The 14372-nt window shown below is 36.4% G+C and carries 12 protein-coding genes; 3 read left to right on the top strand and 9 right to left on the bottom strand.

Annotated elements, in window-relative coordinates; genetic code table 11:
- Positions 1–35: 35 nt before the first annotated feature.
- The 3 genes from ORL93_RS23725 to mecA form a co-directional block, all read right to left on the bottom strand.
- Complete coding sequence (locus ORL93_RS23725; RefSeq protein ID WP_265959611.1) at positions 36–1277, bottom strand: competence protein CoiA; 1242 nt, start codon at positions 1275–1277, stop codon at positions 36–38.
- Between the two features lie 94 nt (positions 1278–1371).
- Positions 1372–2916 (bottom strand): cardiolipin synthase, encoded by a 1545-nt coding sequence (gene cls, locus ORL93_RS23730; protein WP_003195932.1) that lies wholly within the window; start codon positions 2914–2916, stop codon positions 1372–1374.
- An 83-nt stretch (positions 2917–2999) separates the two neighbouring features.
- Positions 3000–3677 (bottom strand): adaptor protein MecA, encoded by a 678-nt coding sequence (gene mecA / locus ORL93_RS23735; RefSeq protein ID WP_003195931.1) that lies wholly within the window; start codon positions 3675–3677, stop codon positions 3000–3002.
- 366 nt (positions 3678–4043) lie between these two features.
- On the opposite strand from mecA, the gene ORL93_RS23740 reads away from it, so the two are divergent.
- Positions 4044–4715, top strand: a complete 672-nt coding sequence (locus tag ORL93_RS23740; protein WP_018764011.1) for a TerC family protein — start codon at positions 4044–4046, stop codon at positions 4713–4715.
- Between the two features lie 311 nt (positions 4716–5026).
- Here the strand turns inward: ORL93_RS23740 and spx are convergent, their stop codons facing one another.
- On the bottom strand, positions 5027–5422 hold the full coding sequence (gene spx, locus ORL93_RS23745; protein ID WP_000258267.1) for a transcriptional regulator Spx: 396 nt from the start codon (positions 5420–5422) through the stop codon (positions 5027–5029).
- 620 nt (positions 5423–6042) lie between these two features.
- Here spx and ORL93_RS23750 point away from each other — a divergent pair.
- Positions 6043–6246 (top strand): hypothetical protein, encoded by a 204-nt coding sequence (locus ORL93_RS23750; RefSeq protein ID WP_018781155.1) that lies wholly within the window; start codon positions 6043–6045, stop codon positions 6244–6246.
- A 33-nt stretch (positions 6247–6279) separates the two neighbouring features.
- Here ORL93_RS23750 and ORL93_RS23755 read toward each other — a convergent pair whose 3' ends face one another.
- Positions 6280–7926 (bottom strand): peptide ABC transporter substrate-binding protein, encoded by a 1647-nt coding sequence (locus ORL93_RS23755; protein WP_006093963.1) that lies wholly within the window; start codon positions 7924–7926, stop codon positions 6280–6282.
- Positions 7927–8575: 649 nt separating this feature from the next.
- On the opposite strand from ORL93_RS23755, the gene ORL93_RS23760 reads away from it, so the two are divergent.
- The gene (locus tag ORL93_RS23760; RefSeq protein ID WP_265959612.1) at positions 8576–9967 is read left to right on the top strand and encodes an MATE family efflux transporter; all 1392 of its coding nucleotides are present in this window, start codon (positions 8576–8578) and stop codon (positions 9965–9967) included.
- Between the two features lie 351 nt (positions 9968–10318).
- On the opposite strand, the gene ORL93_RS23765 is transcribed toward ORL93_RS23760, so the two are convergent.
- The 4 genes from ORL93_RS23765 to opp3b are packed head-to-tail and all read right to left on the bottom strand — an operon-like array spanning position 10319 to position 14253.
- Positions 10319–11254 (bottom strand): ABC transporter ATP-binding protein, encoded by a 936-nt coding sequence (locus ORL93_RS23765; RefSeq protein WP_017152841.1) that lies wholly within the window; start codon positions 11252–11254, stop codon positions 10319–10321.
- Positions 11247–12290, bottom strand: coding sequence for an ABC transporter ATP-binding protein (locus ORL93_RS23770; RefSeq protein WP_018764007.1), 1044 nt, complete (start codon positions 12288–12290; stop codon positions 11247–11249). The genes ORL93_RS23765 and ORL93_RS23770 overlap by 8 nt, the downstream gene beginning before the upstream one ends.
- Positions 12291–12310: 20 nt before the next feature.
- The gene (gene opp3C / locus ORL93_RS23775) at positions 12311–13327 is read right to left on the bottom strand and encodes an oligopeptide ABC transporter permease (RefSeq protein ID WP_018764006.1); all 1017 of its coding nucleotides are present in this window, start codon (positions 13325–13327) and stop codon (positions 12311–12313) included.
- A complete protein-coding gene (opp3b, locus tag ORL93_RS23780) occupies positions 13324–14253 on the bottom strand; it encodes an oligopeptide ABC transporter permease (RefSeq protein ID WP_003195920.1) in 930 nt (309 codons plus the stop codon). Before opp3b ends, opp3C begins: the two co-directional genes overlap by 4 nt.
- Between the last annotated feature and the right edge of the window lie 119 nt (positions 14254–14372).

Here is a 14372-nt window from a genome sequence, read left to right on the forward strand (position 1 = left end):
CCCTTTTAATCTCTACTAGTACAATTCGATTCTGCTTATGTAATTCCTTCAGGATACTCCTTTATTATATCCGCTTTTCCTTTTCCCATGTTGTACTTTGTTTCAAACAAAGATAGTGCATGTGACAAACAAATCGCATCGTATTCTTTGATTTCCCCTTCTGTTTTCGGCATCATAAATCGCCTTATTTTTCGGTACTTATGCACATCCACTTTTTCAATCATTCCTACTTTACATAAAAATGTTACATACTCTATGATTGCCAATTGCCATACATGTTGCGAAAAATACGGTAACGCGCGCCTTTGAATACTACGCTTTTTATTTACATAGTAAAAAACAGCATGTAATGAAAAATATTCTCCAATTTTAAATTTGCCAATAAAGTCTATACAAAGAAGAGCCTGCCATACAAAAGGATGTGTTTGAAATGCAAATGCAGATGGAAGAGGAACACCAATTTCAGATGGAAAACAAGAGGGAGAAAGGTGATATTGATATAGAAGATGTAAAAGTAATTTATGACTATAATTCCATATTGGAAGGACATTCGTTCGAAAGTAGGTCTTTTTATTCTGCCATTCCCGCTCCAATCGTTCTTTCGTAATTGGTGCTTGGCAAAAGAGTTTCTCAAAAGTAACGGTACGTACCGGGAAATACATGATCTGTGAAAAATAAACCTTTGCAGAAAACGGGGTAAGAAGTTCGCATTTCAGAAATGATTTTTTATTTGGACAAAAAAAGAGAAGTGAAGGCTGAGGATAAGATTGTATGCAGAGAAAATGAAACGAGGATAATGAGATCCAATAAGCAGAGTGCCTTTTCAGTTGATTTCCACCTAATATCCAAATGATTTGTATCCCTATTTCCCAATAGGAACGCGTTCGTTTTAATAACTGCTCAGTGGATAAAGAGGCGCATTGATATTCAATTGCAATCCGTCTTCCTTTCATTTCAATAAACAGATCGGGTCTTTGGCGAATCTCTGGGAGGTAATGTTCGATTTTTACATGAAATCCTTGCGACTTGAGCCATCTATATAACTGGTCCTTCCCGCGCATATGATAAGCGGATTCAGGCTCAAATGAAACGAGGCACTGATTTAATTTTTTATGAGCAAAATGCCATCTCTTTTGCTTCCCTAACTTGAGCTGCACCTCTCGCCTGCAAATCGGGCAAAAAAAGCGTTCCTTCTTTCGCATTGCAAGTAGCTCCTTTTCATTGCAGCTTTCAAGAAGGTGAACTTTCCCTCCATTTTCTCTCCTTGCAACAAACATAATACCACATCCTTTCTATACCGCTTTGTATTCTACAATTTATTACAAATTCCTTTTTAGACAAAAAGAGGACGTCCTTGTAAGAACATCCTCCTCATAATAAAGGTGATAATAAACGATATGCCGATTCTACAATTCGCCTATGAAGGCGGCGTTTATGAAAATGATCCACATGAATTTCACTGGATTCTTGTAAATCCTCCTCAAAATCCTTAACAAGCTTTCGAATACTATCCGTATCATATAAAAAGGCATTCACCTCAAAGTTTAAATGAAAGCTTCTCATATCCATATTCGCTGTCCCAATTGATGCTAAATCAGAATCGACAATGACAATTTTACTGTGAAGGAAACCTTTTTCATATTCGTATACCTTTACCCCTGCATCTAATAACTCTGGAAAATAAGACCTTGATGCATAAAACACCGTTCGTTTATCCGGTTTACTCGGCATTAATAAACGGACATCAATGCCCGCAAGAGCTGCTACTTTTAATGCAGATAAAATATCATCATCTGGAATAAAATAAGGTGTAGCAATCCATATAGACTTCCTTGCCGAAGCGATCATTGCAAAATAAAGATGCTTAATTGTCTCCCATTTATTATCTGGCCCACCTGCGACAAGTTGGACACCGCCCCAATGATCTCCATCCACTGCTTCCGCCTGTAAATATTCAGGTGCTAATACTGCTTCCCCTGTCATATAAAACCAGTCTTGTACGAATATGAGCTGCAGGCTTTGAACGGCCTCACCTCGTAAATACAAATGCGTATCTCGCCAAAATCCAAAATATTTATTTTTCCCTAAATACTCATCACCAATATTCAGTCCGCCCACAAAACCTTCATTTCCATCAATGACAACGATTTTTCGATGATTTCGATAATTAATTTTATCGTTCAAAATCGGAAAACGCACTGGAAAGAAAGGAATCATCTCGACACCTGCATCGTTTAATTCATCAATATAAGCATTTGACAGCTTAAAACTTCCAACCGCATCATATAAAAAACGGACGGTAACACCTTCCTGCGCCTTCTGAATTAAAATGTCTTTAATTTGTGTACCAAGCTTGTCATCACGTACAATATAATATTCCATATGGATATGATGCTTCGCTTTTTGCAATCCTGCTAAAATCGCTTGAAACGTTTCATCCCCATTCGTTAACACTTTTGTTTCTGTCTGAAATGAAATATTTAACGCACCAAGCCGATCCGCTAAATGAAATAGCAGTTCTTGATGTTTATGATTCTGTAAAATGCGTTCTTGATAATCTTCATGTCCTTTGTACTGTAAGAAAGCTTGTTCATCCAAAAGAGCCTTCTTTTGAAACATTCGTTTTCTGCGGAAGTTTTGTCCAAACAATAAATACGCAAAGAAACCAAATACAGGAAAAATACCGAGTACAATTAACCATGTCAATGTTTTAGATGGATGCCGATTTTCCAAGAAAATAACACAGCCAATTAAAAATGCAGAAATAGTAAATACAATACTTATAATTCCTAAAAACGAAATATCTTTTATGCCTATAACATCCGAATAAAATGCTACATCAATAAACATTCGTAACGAAACAAACACTGCGAATAAACCTAGAAAAAAGAAAAGTAACTTTAATGTATTTTTCATTCCTACCCCCCTTACTTACATAGCTTTTCTACTCTTATCATACCCATCATATAAAAAGCCGATTTCATAATATTGAAATCGGCCTACGTTTTAGGAGAAAAATGACTGCGAATCGTCTCAAGTGCGCGTTCTTTAACAACCTGTTTACCGTACTCACTTACACGGTGAACCGTTAAAGTAGACTCTTCCCCATATTCTAAAATAATACTTAAAATACGGTCAATTTCTTCTTCATCGTGTAGCACTTCATCAAATTCAACATATACATAATAGCGGTCTTCAAACGAATACAATTCATCTTTTATATCTTCAAATATAAGACGATGACTTAACGAAATAACGTCTTCAAAATCATCAAATTTAATTAAAAAACCAAATGTTCCATCTTCGTTAAAGTTTGTTCCCGCTTCCATCTCTTCCTCTAACTCTTGTTGAAATAGTGATTCAATCCGCTCATCTAGAGGAATATCAATGATTTTATCTAGACCTATTGGTAATTCTAATTTTTGTCCATCTTTTGAAAGCTGTGCTTTCGTTACAAGTACTTCAATGCCTTTATCCATCGCCTGTACTTGGATCCATAGTGGCCCATCAATAAAGAAATCATCATGATCGCGAGCTTCATCCATCATTTCCCAAAACAATTGTTCGCTTCGTTCACGACTGGACCAAATCTCTTCTCGATTAAACCCTCTATCTTCTATATCAACGTACGTAATAAAAAACTTCATCGTATGATCGTTAATTCTTTCAATGTCCAAAATCCAACTCTCCCTTCCTATTCGGAATTGTTATGAAGGGATTCCCCACTCATATGACAAATCAATAGATTCTTGTACTTTCATTTTATGATAAGATTCTCCAGAATGGAAATAAAATCGTTTCATTTTAGAAAAACAGTCATTCGCCTAGATTATTCTATGCTAATACATCATACTTCCTTCCTCCTATATATTCCATTATATACACTTGCGATATAAATTCCCTCGTTCCTTCTTAATAAAAAATCGGACATACAATTCCACCTAGCGCCGTACAATTGTAATAGAGCTGGTCAAGCTTTTTCGTTTCATACATACAACTGCACCTATATTACTGATTAAAACAGAATAAATGGAGGCAAAATGATGGAGTTAGATTTTTTGACATCTATACTAATGATTGTCGGTATCGATGTTGTACTAGGCGGTGATAACGCAATTGTAATTGCGCTTGCAAGCCGAAACTTACCTGAATCTAAACGGAATAAAGCTATTTTTATTGGTACGGTCCTAGCAATCGTGCTGCGAATTCTCCTTACAATACTTGCTGTATACTTACTCGATATTCCCTTCTTACAACTTATTGGCGGCATCCTACTTACACTGATTGCCGTAAATTTACTAACCGACAATAATAATGATCTTTCTTCTATACAAGGAAAAACGACATTATTTCAAGCAATCCGTACAATTGTATTTGCCGATCTCGTTATGGGTTTTGATAATGTCCTTGCGATTGCTGGAGCGGCTCATGGGAATTTTACACTCGTAATTATCGGATTATTAATTTCTATCCCTATTATTATTTGGGGAAGCAAACTCATCTTACTATTTATGGAGCGGTTTCCTTTTCTCATTTATTGCGGAGGAGCAGTTCTTGCTTACACGGCTGGCAGAATGATCACCCATGAAGCGAGACTTGCGAACTTTTTCCAGCATAACCCGGCCTTTGCAACAAGTATACCCTTCCTCTTTATTTTCACAGTATTAACAATCGGGTTTATTGTTCAGCATATCAAATTAGGGAATGTAAAGTAAAACTTGTATTTCTTGATTTGATATAGATTTATATAAATCCAAATTAAAAAACCAAAATTAAACCATTCTTTTTGGGTGGAAGAGAGCATCCGGCCATGCATAGAAGCGGTCAGTTCCTTTTTTCGCCCCATGCCATGTAAAAAACAAAAAGAGGAAATAAGTGGAGAACTGTTTTTGTTTTCATAGCCGCAGCTAATATGTCGAAAAATCAAAATGGAGTTATCTACAAATACTGAGACAAATAATGAATATATGTATGCAAAAACCTTCTACTGTAAAGTAGAAGGTTTTCATATACAAAACTTTTATTGTTAATTTACAAGACGCTGTGCCTCACGTAACTGAAATGTTCTTACTGTACGTGGTAAGAAACGACGAATTTCATCTTCGTTATAACCTACTTGAAGACGTTTTTCATCAATCATAATAGGACGACGTAAAATGCCTGGGTAGTCACGAATCATCTTATATAAATCTTGAAGTGGTAAAGATTCTAAGTTAACGTTTAACTCTTGGAAAACTTTCGAACGAGTTGAAATAATCTCATCCGTTCCGCTTTCTGTCATGCGTAAAATTTCTTTAATTTCCTCAATCGTTAATGGATCTGAGAAAATATTACGTTCTGTATAGGGAATATGATTTTCCTCTAGCCATAATTTCGCCTTTCTACAAGACGTACAACTTGGAGAACTATATAGTGTTACCATACAAGACTCACTCTCCTTAAAGAGTACAGATTCTGTACTAATTACAGTTTGAATTTCTATTTCCCAGCAATTCTTCACTATGACTTGTCTTACAACAAAATGAAAAATTGCTTTCGATGTAAACAACAACTTATGAGCAAGCAACTTTTAATAAACAACAATTACTTTAAATAAGTAACTTCTATAATCATTATACAATAGATTCAGAAAGAAATACACAGTAAATTTCCTTATTAATAGGGAAAACACCATATGTCTTTAACTGTTGCTTAGGACCAGTAAAGCTGGCATAAATACTTGAAGACATAAGCCCTATATCCCATTCGTATACGCCTTTAGAACTATTTTTTTGATAGACTCTCTTTCATATAATGTACTTCACCACATGTTTCCGATAGCGCTTTATTACCTTTTTCTGATAAAACAATGGTGAAATGTAAGACTTACCGCTATGTAAAACAGCCACGGAAAAGGAACGTTTGTTCTTGTTGATTTTATCAAACCTCATTATTATTGTCTAGACTATTTTTAAGTAAAATAATTATTTTCTAACTTTTCTTTCTTTTTAACTTTTTTTCTCATACAATAATGATACAGACAGGCAAAGGGGGAATTTTCATATGGTTGCTTTTTTTATTGATTTTGCAATTGTCGCTGCCCTCGTCATCGGAATTACAGCATTGATTGGTGTCATTACGAATAGCATCGGTGAAAAGCTATTTGGTGGGAAAGAGAAAATGAAATTTGTTAATAAAAGTGCGGAAGTACAATCTGGATGGAAGCAAGTTGGCGGCAAAGGGATTTATAAAAAACGAACATACTAAAAAGAAGCAGGAAATTCCCTGCTTCTTTTTAAATTATTTTCCGACAGATGCCCACTTGAAGCTTAAATCTCCGCCATAATTATGCTTATAAATATCTTTAACTGTTCCTTTTTGTAAATAAGCCGTGCTACGTTGATATACAGGAGCAATTGCTGCATCATCCATAAGGATTTTTTCTGCTTCAAGTAAACTATTCCAGCGCGCTTGTACATCGCTACCGTCAGTCTTCGCTTTCATAATAATTTCATCGTATTTCGGATTAGAGTATTTCATTTTATTTTGCGTGCCATCTGTTATAAACATATCAAGGTAAGTTACTGGATCTGGGAAGTCTGGACTCCATAAAGCAAATGTCATTTCATAATCTCCACTTTCTTCAAGTTTAAGCTTTTGCGCAAATGGCTGCTGCTTAATTTTCAATGTAAAACCAGGTAAGTTCTTTTCTAACTCTCCTTTTAAGTACTCCCCTGTTCTCTTAGATAAATCTACATCTTCATTTAATAGCTCAATCTCAATCTTATCTTTTCCTAATTCTTTTTTACCAGCTTCCCAATATTTCTTCGCTTCTTTCGCGTTTGCTTTTACTAACTCCCCATTTTCAGCTCGGAAGTCTTTTTTATTTGGCCCTGTAATAAATTTGCTTGGAATTAATCCTGTTGCTTCAGTAGAGCCATTGTTTAAAATCGTCTCAACAAGTGGTTTACGTTCAAAGGCGAGAGAAATTGCTTTACGTATGTTTTTATTTGCTAAAGCTTCATTTTTCTGATTGAAACGAAGATAGGATACAGTAGCTTCATTTGCCGTTTTAAAATCTTTATCCCCTTTATATTTATCAACAAACTCAGATCTTAAGTTAGCACGGTCTATCGCTTTTGTATCATATAAGTTAATCGATGTTGCCATGTCTTTTACAATATTAAAATTCACTTCTTCTAGCTTCACTTCTTTATTGTCCCAGTATGATGGATTTTTCTTTATTTGGAAACTTCTTTCATGCTTCCAGTCACTTAATACAAATGGTCCATTATATAGTGTTGTATTTGCCTCTAGACCAAACTTGTCCCCTTGCTCTTTCGCATACTTTTCATTTACAGGATAAAACAGTGGATAAATCATTAAGTTTTCAAAGTAAGGAACTGGATGCTCTAATTCTACTTCTAATGTATAATCATCAATGGCCTTTACACCTAATTGATCTGGTGTCATTTCTTTTTTATTAATTTTCTGTGCGTTTTTAACATCAAACATAATATATGCTGATACTGCTGCTTTATCTGGATTAATTGCTCGTTGCCAAGCATATACAAAGTCTTTCGCTGTTACAGGATCTCCATTTGACCACTTCGCATCTTCGCGTAATTTAAAAGTATACTTTTTCCCGTCTGCTGATTTTTCACTTGATTTCGCTACACCTGGAACGAGTTTATCCCCTTTATCAAGGCGGTATAGCCCTTCCATCGTATTATTCATCACTCGCGATGATACTGCATCAGCTGATAATGCTGTGTCCATCGTTGGAATTTCTTGTGTTTCAGTTAAATTTATAACTTGTTTCGCATTATTATTGCCGCTTTCCCCTTTTGCTTTCGCTTGCGACTCATCTTTTTGATAACTACATGCTCCTAAAACCATGCTCATCGCTAATGTCGACGCTACTAAAACTGGTACTTTTTTCTTCATCCTTCCATCCCCCTAAAAAAATGTTAGCCCTTTCATTTTCAAACAGAAAGAAATATTTATATGTTCTAATAATTCATATTATACATATAAATATATTATTTGTATATTTGTTTTTCTATCTTATTAAAATTTTCTGTTACCATAGCATTTTCTGTAAACGTTTTATATTACTTATTTTCCTGCCTGAAATACTAAATATACCTGTTTTAATAATTATCTAAATTATTAGAGTATAATTAATTTTATATCACATAATATCTTTTGTATAATTATTCCCTTCTAATATGCACCATTTTGATCTTTCAACATATAAGTCACAGCTTTGAAAATAAAAGAAGATCTCCACTCCTTTTCTCCTTTTGTTTTCACGCGGCATGGGGCGAAAAAAGGGGATGATCGCTTCTACGCATGAGCGGACGCTCTCTCCCAACCAAAAAAAGGATTTTTATTGATTTTTCAATTTGTACTTATATATGTCCTATTTTTTCGAAATATATATTTATCATTTCAACCGAGAAGACCCCCTCCTCTAAATGAAGTGAAGGTGGGGGTAGTTCAATAACCAAGCTGCAAAATGAATGCAAGTGTTGCTGAAGTGTGTTAAGATACATTTTGCTGCAAAAAGGATATCGGTAAAGTGGGGGATGATATGACAGTGACTACGTCCAAAAAAGGGCAGGGAGAAAAATTAAATTTATTTTTCTTAACATGGCCCATTTTTTTAGAGGTTTTTCTTTTTATGTTAATGGGGATTGCTGATACTTTTATGCTAAGTGCACTATCAGATGACGCGGTATCAGGTGTTGGGGCAGCGAATCAATACCTTCATATCGCAATATTAGTACTAGAAGTAATCGGAAACGGGGCCGCAATTGTTGTTTCTCAATACCTTGGTTCTAAACGATATATGGAAGCATCCAAAATATCAGCTTTAGCGGTAACATTAAACTTAGGAGTCGGGCTCATCATAAGCGCCGGTTTTCTTTTATTTTCGAAAAATATGATGATGGCGATGAATTTACAAGGTGACGTATTAACTTACGCACAAAATTATTTATCAATTGTTGGAGGAGCAATCTTTCTTCAAGCCATTATCAATTCACTGGCTGCCATTATTCGTGTTCATGGATTTACAAAACAAGCAATGTTGATTTCATTAGGAATGAACATTTTTCATATTGCTGGAAACTATGTACTTATTTTCGGGAAATTCGGTTTTCCAGAAATGGGCGTTCAAGGTGCTGCTATATCATCATCTTTCAGCCGTTTAATCGCACTCATTGTCTTCTTCTGGTTACTATACCGCGTCATGGAATATCGCGTGAAGTTGAACTACTACATTACCTTATCAAAAGAATATATCAGCAAGATTTTAAAGATTGGTATTCCATCGGCTTTTGAACAAGTTATGTACCAAGCATGTCAAATTGTCTTTTTATATTATGCGACATACTTAGGAGCAGAATCATTAGCTGCAAGACAGTATGCAACAAATATTTCAATGTTTACTTACTTATTCGCTATCGCCATCGGAATGGGAACAGCGATCATTGTTGGGCGTTTAGTCGGTGGAAATGAGAAAGATGAAGCATATGTACGTGTATGGAAAAGTGTAAAGTGGGCCATTGGTGTTACGTTATGTATGGTCATTCTCGTCATAACATTTCGCACGCAGTTAATGGCGTTATTTACAGATAATCCTCATGTCATCGCTTTAGGCGCAACCGTTCTTTTATTAAGCATTCTACTAGAAACAGGCCGAACGATGAATATTGTCATCATTAATTCCTTGCGGGCTGCTGGTGATGCAAAATATCCAGTTTTAATTGGCGCATTCTCAATGGTATTAATGAGTTTACCACTTGGCTACTTTTTTGTATTTTATTTGCACATGGGACTGCCCGGCATTTGGTTAGCCATTGCGATTGATGAATGGACACGTGCCATCATTATGTTCTTCCGCTGGAAAAGCAGAGCATGGGAAAATTATGCCCTTGTTAAACCGGAGACTTCTGAAGAATCAGCTCCTGTTCAAGCTTAATATTAATGTTAATATTCAGAAAAAACAGGTTGGAGAAAGCCTTCTCCAACCTGTTTTTGTGCTGTTCTTTATCGGAACGCCAATATATTTTGAGGAACGGTCGATATATTTGGACTTGCGCCGATAAAATTTCATTTACTATTTTTCCATCCCCCACTCTATTGCTGAAATCTCTACTCCAGCTTTTCCTTCTCTCCTTTTGTTTTCACTCGGCATGGGGCGAAAAAAGGACCTGACCGCTTCTATGCTTGGGCGAATCCTCTCTCCCATCCAATAAGAAAAGGTTTATATCAGTTTTCTTATTTGTATGTATATAAAAAAGAAGCGACCTCTCCAGCCGCTTCTTTTCTATTATTGATAGATTTCTTTATATTTCTTGTATTCTGCTTCTGAACAAAGAACAAAATGTCCAGGGCGAATTTCTCGCATAGTAGGCGTTTCATTACCATATTGATGCTGAGATGGATCATATACGATACGCTTACGATTGCGTTCATAATCCGGATCTGGAAGCGGAATTGCTGATAATAGTGATTTGGTATACGGATGAATTGGATTCTCGTATAGCTCATCACTGCTTGTTAATTCAACAATTTGTCCACGGTACATAACACCAATGCGATCACTGATGTATTTTACCATCGATAAATCATGGGCAATGAATAAATATGTTAAGCCTTTTTCTCTTTGCAGTTGTTTCAGTAAGTTTACAACTTGCGCCTGAATGGATACGTCAAGTGCTGAAATTGGTTCATCCGCAATAATAAATTCCGGTTCTACCGCAAGTGCACGAGCAATTCCGATACGTTGACGTTGTCCACCAGAGAACTCATGCGGGAAACGATTGGCATGCTCTTTATTTAACCCAACTGTGTTCAATAATTCATGCACACGATCCATACGTTCTTTTTTGCTTTTTGCTAAACCGTGAATATCAATGCCTTCTGCAATAATATCCCCAACTGTCATACGAGGATTTAATGATGCGTATGGATCTTGGAAAATCATTTGCATTTTACGATTAAATTTCTTTAATTCTGCTCGTGATTTCTTACCATGTACATTTTCACCGTCGAACAGCACTTCTCCAGCAGTTGCATCATATAACCTGATAATCGTTCTTCCAGTTGTTGATTTTCCGCAACCAGATTCCCCTACAAGTCCAAATGTTTCACCGCGGTAAATATCAAATGAAATGTCGTTGACCGCTTTTACAACACCACCACTAACGTTGAAGTGCTGCTTTACATTTTTTACTTCAATTAATTTTTCACGTTGATTAGTCATGTTGTTCACCTGCTTTCATTTGAAGAATTCGTTTTTGAACGACTTCTGGCGGTTGTACTTCTGGTGCTTGCTCATGAAGTAACCATGTTGCCGCATAATGTGTATCACTAACTTTAAAGAATGGTGGTTCCATTTCAAAGTCAATTTTTAGTGCCTGTGGGTTACGTGGTGCAAACGCATCCCCTTTTGGCGGTTTTAATAAATCTGGAGGTGTTCCAGGAATTGCATATAACTCCGCTTCTGAGCCATCTAAACTTGGCATAGATGCGATTAATCCCCATGTATACGGGTGTTTTGGGTTGTAGAAAATTTCATCAACCGTACCAATTTCAACGACTTTACCTGCATACATAACAGCAACTCTGTCCGCAACGTTTGCTACTACACCTAAATCATGCGTAATGAAAATAATCGCCGCTTCTGTTTTCTGTTGAATGTCCTTCATAAGCTCTAAAATTTGTGCTTGAATTGTAACGTCAAGTGCTGTTGTCGGCTCATCCGCAATCAATAGTTTCGGATTACAAGCTAATGCCATCGCAATAACAACACGCTGTCTCATACCACCAGAGAATTGGTGTGGGTATTGTTTTAAACGCGCTTCTGGATTTGGAATTCCAACAAGATCAAGCAGTTCTAACGCAACTTTACGCGCATCCGCTTTGCTCATCCCTTGGTGTTTAATAAGACCTTCCATAATTTGATTACCGATTGTCATCGTTGGATTTAGTGATGTCATCGGATCTTGGAAAATCATTGCAATCTCTTTCCCGCGTACTTGCTGCATTTCTTTTTCCGTTAATTTTGTTAAGTCACGACCATCAAAGACAATTTCTCCATTTTTAATACGTCCTGGAGGATTTGGGATGAGTCCCATTAGCGCTTTCGAAGTAACTGATTTCCCAGAACCAGATTCTCCTACAATCGCTAATGTTTCTCCCTTTTTCAAATCAAATGTAACTCCGCGAACAGCTTGTACTTCACCAGCATGTGTATCAAAGGAGACTTGTAAATCTTTTACCTCTAACAATGTTTTCATTTTCACTTCTCCTCCCTCGTTTACTTACGCATTTTTGGATCTAACGCATCGCGTAATCCATCTGCCATTAAGTTAAATGCTAAAATTAACATACTGATGACAACCGCAGGGATGAACATCATATGTGGATATGTTTGAATTGACTTATATCCATCATTTACAAGAGAACCAAGTGATGCAGTTGGCGGCTGAATACCAAGACCAATGAAGCTTAAGAATGCTTCACCAAACACCGCTGTAGGAATTGTAAACATTGTCATAACGATAATTGGTCCCATTACGTTCGGAATTAAGTGCTTCACAATTAATTGTGTGTTTGTTGCACCTAATGTACGAGATGCTAATACATACTCTTGGTTTTTTAATTTTAATACTTGTCCACGTACAATCCGCGACATTCCAATCCAACCTGTAATTGCCATCGCGAATGTAATTGATAAAATACCTGGATCCATAATAATTACCATTAAGATTACAATGATTAAATATGGAATACCGTTAATAATTTCCATAACACGTTGCATAATGTTATCCACTCGTCCACCATAGAACGCTGAAATACCTCCGTATGCAACCCCAATTACTAGGTCAATTGCCGCTGCTAAAAGAGCGATATATAATGATACGCGTGTTCCTTCCCATGTTCTTGTCCAAAGGTCACGTCCAAGATCATCTGTACCGAACCAGAAATACTCTTTAATATCACGTTTCTCATATTGATCAACACCATATTGATCTGTACCATCAAATGGTAACCAATGAATATTTTCTATCACTGGAATTTTCGGCGGCATTTTTGCACGTCCTAAATCTTGGTCTTTATAGGAATGTTTACTTACCATCGGTCCAAAAATTGCTAAAAGCGCAATGATGACAAGCAATACAAAACCAAACATTGCTCCTTTATGTTTAAACAAACGTCTTCTTACATCTTGCCAAAACGTTAAGCTTGGTCGGGCAATGACTTCATTATCAACATTGCTTTGATTGGCTGGTTGAAATAAATCTGGAGATAATTTTTGTACGTCTTTCATCATTTTTTCCCTCCCGCTAAACGAATACGAGGATCAATTATTCCGTATAAAATATCAACAATGAAAATTACTAAAATAAAGATTGCACTATAGAAAATTGTCGTTCCCATAATAACCGTATAATCATTCAATTGAATCGATTTAACGAATTGCTCCCCAAGTCCAGGTACAGCATAGATTTGCTCAATAACAAGCGTCCCTGTAATTAATCCCGCAACCATTGGTCCTAAAATTGTAACAACCGGAATCAATGCATTACGAAGTGCATGTTTTATAATAATGACACCTTGACTAATTCCTTTTGCTTTTGCTGTTAAAATATAATCTGCTTGCATTACTTCGATTAACTCCGCACGAGCGAAACGTGCAATTGTCGCAGTAACTGCCATCGATAAAGCAACCGTTGGCATGACTGTAAATTCAGGACCTTTCCAGAATGCAACTGGGAACCAACCAAGTTTTACCCCTACAAAATATTGTAGTAACGCTGCGAATACGAAGGATGGTACCGACATTCCGAGTACAGAAATAATGGTTGCCCCGTAATCCACCCATGTATTATTACGAAGTGCTGCGATAATCCCTAAAATTAGACCTATAAATGTTCCTAATACGATCGCCTGGAAACCAAGCTGTGCTGATGGTCCAATACGATCAACAATCATATCCGTTACAGGACGGTTATCGTACTGGAATGACACTCCTAAATCACCTTTTACTAAGTTCCCTAAGTAGCGCGCATATTGCACTGGCACCGGATCATTCAAACCATATTTTTCTAAAATGATTTCTTTCTGCGCCGGAGATAATTTCTCTTGGTTTTTAAGCGGAGAACCCGGCAGTAATTTCATTAAAAAGAATGTCAGCGTAGTGATTAAAAATAACGTCAAAGCCATGTACACGAAACGTTTTAATGCATAACGTCCCATAATCAAGCACCTCCCCATTTTTCTCAAAAGCAATAAGATAGTTTGAAATATTCTTACTTTTATTTTTTTAAATAAGAGTATATGCCCATCATAGGCATATACCCTTATTCATGATGGAA

The organism is Bacillus sp. DHT2, assembly GCF_026241455.1.
Classification (GTDB): Bacteria; Bacillota; Bacilli; order Bacillales; family Bacillaceae_G; genus Bacillus_A; species Bacillus_A pseudomycoides.

Bases quoted from the DNA above. Each gene is read 5' to 3' on its own strand.
- ORL93_RS23760 (WP_265959612.1), top strand. From the start codon at position 8,576: ATGACAGTGACTACGTCCAAAAAAGGGCAGGGAGAAAAATTAAATTTA.
- ORL93_RS23765 (WP_017152841.1), bottom strand. From the start codon at position 11,254: ATGACTAATCAACGTGAAAAATTAATTGAAGTAAAAAATGTAAAGCAG.
- ORL93_RS23740 (WP_018764011.1), top strand. From the start codon at position 4,044: ATGGAGTTAGATTTTTTGACATCTATACTAATGATTGTCGGTATCGAT.
- opp3b (WP_003195920.1), bottom strand. From the start codon at position 14,253: ATGGGACGTTATGCATTAAAACGTTTCGTGTACATGGCTTTGACGTTA.
- spx (WP_000258267.1), bottom strand. From the start codon at position 5,422: ATGGTAACACTATATAGTTCTCCAAGTTGTACGTCTTGTAGAAAGGCG.
- ORL93_RS23770 (WP_018764007.1), bottom strand. From the start codon at position 12,290: ATGAAAACATTGTTAGAGGTAAAAGATTTACAAGTCTCCTTTGATACA.
- opp3C (WP_018764006.1), bottom strand. From the start codon at position 13,327: ATGATGAAAGACGTACAAAAATTATCTCCAGATTTATTTCAACCAGCC.
- ORL93_RS23755 (WP_006093963.1), bottom strand. From the start codon at position 7,926: ATGAAGAAAAAAGTACCAGTTTTAGTAGCGTCGACATTAGCGATGAGC.
- cls (WP_003195932.1), bottom strand. From the start codon at position 2,916: ATGAAAAATACATTAAAGTTACTTTTCTTTTTTCTAGGTTTATTCGCA.
- ORL93_RS23750 (WP_018781155.1), top strand. From the start codon at position 6,043: ATGGTTGCTTTTTTTATTGATTTTGCAATTGTCGCTGCCCTCGTCATC.
- ORL93_RS23725 (WP_265959611.1), bottom strand. From the start codon at position 1,277: ATGTTTGTTGCAAGGAGAGAAAATGGAGGGAAAGTTCACCTTCTTGAA.